The organism is Oenococcus sp. (assembly GCF_047725585.1).
GTDB classification, from domain to species: domain Bacteria; phylum Bacillota; class Bacilli; order Lactobacillales; family Lactobacillaceae; genus Oenococcus; species Oenococcus kitaharae_A.
On record NZ_JBDNNF010000011.1, the window covers coordinates 1 to 2,277 of the forward strand.

The 2,277-nt window shown below is 43.3% G+C and carries 2 protein-coding genes; both read left to right on the forward strand.

What is annotated here, in order from left to right; genetic code table 11:
* Window positions 1–99 precede the first annotated feature (99 nt).
* Window positions 100–1,437 carry an MFS transporter gene (locus ABF487_RS09070; protein WP_415635088.1) on the forward strand — a complete coding sequence of 446 codons (1,338 nt, stop codon included), beginning with the start codon at window positions 100–102 and terminating at the stop codon, window positions 1,435–1,437.
* 71 nt (window positions 1,438–1,508) lie between these two features.
* Window positions 1,509–2,156 carry an NAD(P)H-binding protein gene (locus ABF487_RS09075; RefSeq protein WP_263779946.1) on the forward strand — a complete coding sequence of 216 codons (648 nt, stop codon included), beginning with the start codon at window positions 1,509–1,511 and terminating at the stop codon, window positions 2,154–2,156.
* Window positions 2,157–2,277: the final 121 nt, after the last annotated feature.

The window sequence follows — 2,277 nt, forward strand, 5'->3', positions numbered from 1 at the left end:
ACTCGATACAGTAGATAATATTAATTTCAGGAGTAGACAAAACTACTCCTTTTGTGTTTTTATAACAGGCTGTGTCATTTTCAAAATCTGGAGAGTAAAATGGAAAAAATTAAAAAACAAAGGATCATTCTGACAGCTGTCTTGATCAGCTATTTCCTGATTATTATGAGTAATTCAGTGATCTTTACAGGAGTGGTAAACATCCAACGCGATCTATCACTATCAGCTAAAGCATTGCCATGGGTCAGCAACAGTTATTCATTAACTTTTGGCGGCCTACTGCTGTTAGCTGGCAGATTGGGAGACATTTTTGAGAAAAAACTGATTTTCATTATCGGGATTGTCGTCTTTGGTATCAGTTCCTTGCTGGTCGGGATTGCTAATACTAGTGGTTTGATGATCTTAGCGCGAGCTGTTCAAGGTATTGGTGCCTCGATTATCGCGCCGACTTCATTGGCGCTTCTGTTAGATACTTTTGCCGGTGCCGAACGGACAAAAGCAATCGCTCTTTATGGTGCAACAGCCGGCATCGGATCCAGTGTCGGACTCGTGGTGGGCGGCTTGTTTGCCAGCTTGTGGACTTGGCGGATTGGTTTTTTAATTAATTTTCCGATTGCTGCCGTATTGCTCTATCTCGTTTTGAAATACGTGTCGTCGCAAGCGCAGCACGAAGGCTCTAAAATTGATTTTGGCGGTAGTTTGTTGTCAATTTTGGCGGTAGCCAGTATCTTATATGCGATGACCGCTGACAGTAATCAGTTAATATTCTTAGCTATCGGCATCGTCTTATTAATTGCCTTTATTGTGTTAGAGAAAAAAATTTCAAGGCCGATTATGCCGATAACACTTTTTCAGGATCCGGAACGTATTGGCGCTTATATTGCACGATTTTTTTACATGGCCGCGATGATGAGTTTTTGGTTTTTCACACCGCAATTGATGCAGAACACAATGAACTTCACGCCTCTATGGGTCGGATTCGGCTTCTTTCCTATGACCATGGTCATGTATATTGTTGCAATGCGCCTGCCAATCATGACTGAAAAAATCGGCAATGCCCGTATTCTGCGTATCGGTATGGTATTAACGTTATTGGGTATGATTTGGGTTTGCTGCTTTCAAAGCGGTTTCGGTTACTGGTTTGGCATCGCCGCGCCAATGATTCTTGTTGGGGCCGGGCAAAGCATGGTAATCAGTCCTTTGACAGTTTCCGGCGTTGTCAGGACTCGCGGTGAAGAATCCGGTGCAGCTTCCGGATTAGTAAACGCCGTGCACCAAATTGGTGGTGCTGTCGGTTTGGCCTTAATCACACTATTAGCAGGAAGTATCGGTAATCAGGTTTTCCGTTATCGCATCTCAATGATTGTGGCCACTGTTTTGGTGGGCTTTGCATATATCGCGACGCTGCTGTTAGTGCGTATCGAAAAGAACGATTAAGAAGTTTTGATAGTATAGAGTTATCAAGTTGGTTTGTTGACACAGATCGACTCAATTAAAGGGAGAAAAAAATGAATATGTTAATACTAGCGGCTAACGGTGCGATCGCACGTTTGGTCGAAGAAAAAATCCTCAGTGATGCAAAATATAAAGACGTTCAGTTGACATTGTTTTTGCGCAATAAATCGCGTTTGAGCGACTTGGCTGATAATGCACGTGTGAAACTGGTTGAAGGCGACTTGTTGAACGCAAGCGACGTAAATGCCGCCGCTGCTGGCCAAGATTTGGTTTTCATCGCCTTTGGTGCGACTAGCAATCTTCAGATGACACAGAACGTCGTTGACGCAATGCAAGCAAATCAAGTTAAGCGTGTAGTCGAAATCAATGACCTAGGCATCTACGATGAGGTTCCTGGCAAGTTTGGTGCTTGGAACAAACAGATTATCGGTGCCGGTATCCAAGTTGGTTTCCAAGCCGATGCATTATTAGAAAAATCCGGTTTAGACTACACCACTTTGCGTTTACCTTGGTTGAATAACCGTGACGAAGTTAAATACGTGCTGACTGAAAAAGATGAAACCTTCCCAGGCACATCCGGTTCGCGTAAAAGCATCGCTGATGTCGTTTTGAGAATTGTTGCAGACCCATCTTTTGGCAGCAAAGCCAGCCTTGGTATTGCAGATCCAGCGACTGCCGGATTAGATAAACCCGTCTATTAAACAACAATTAGCTGCTATTTAAAAAACACCTGAGAATCTTTTAAAGAAATTCTCAGGTGTTTTATTTTCCCCCACACAAAAAGCAGGTTTCCCTGCTTGAGTTGACTGTGTGTTGTTTGTT

Bases quoted from the DNA above. Each gene is read 5' to 3' on its own strand.
- ABF487_RS09070 (WP_415635088.1), top strand. From the start codon at position 100: ATGGAAAAAATTAAAAAACAAAGGATCATTCTGACAGCTGTCTTGATC.
- ABF487_RS09075 (WP_263779946.1), top strand. From the start codon at position 1,509: ATGAATATGTTAATACTAGCGGCTAACGGTGCGATCGCACGTTTGGTC.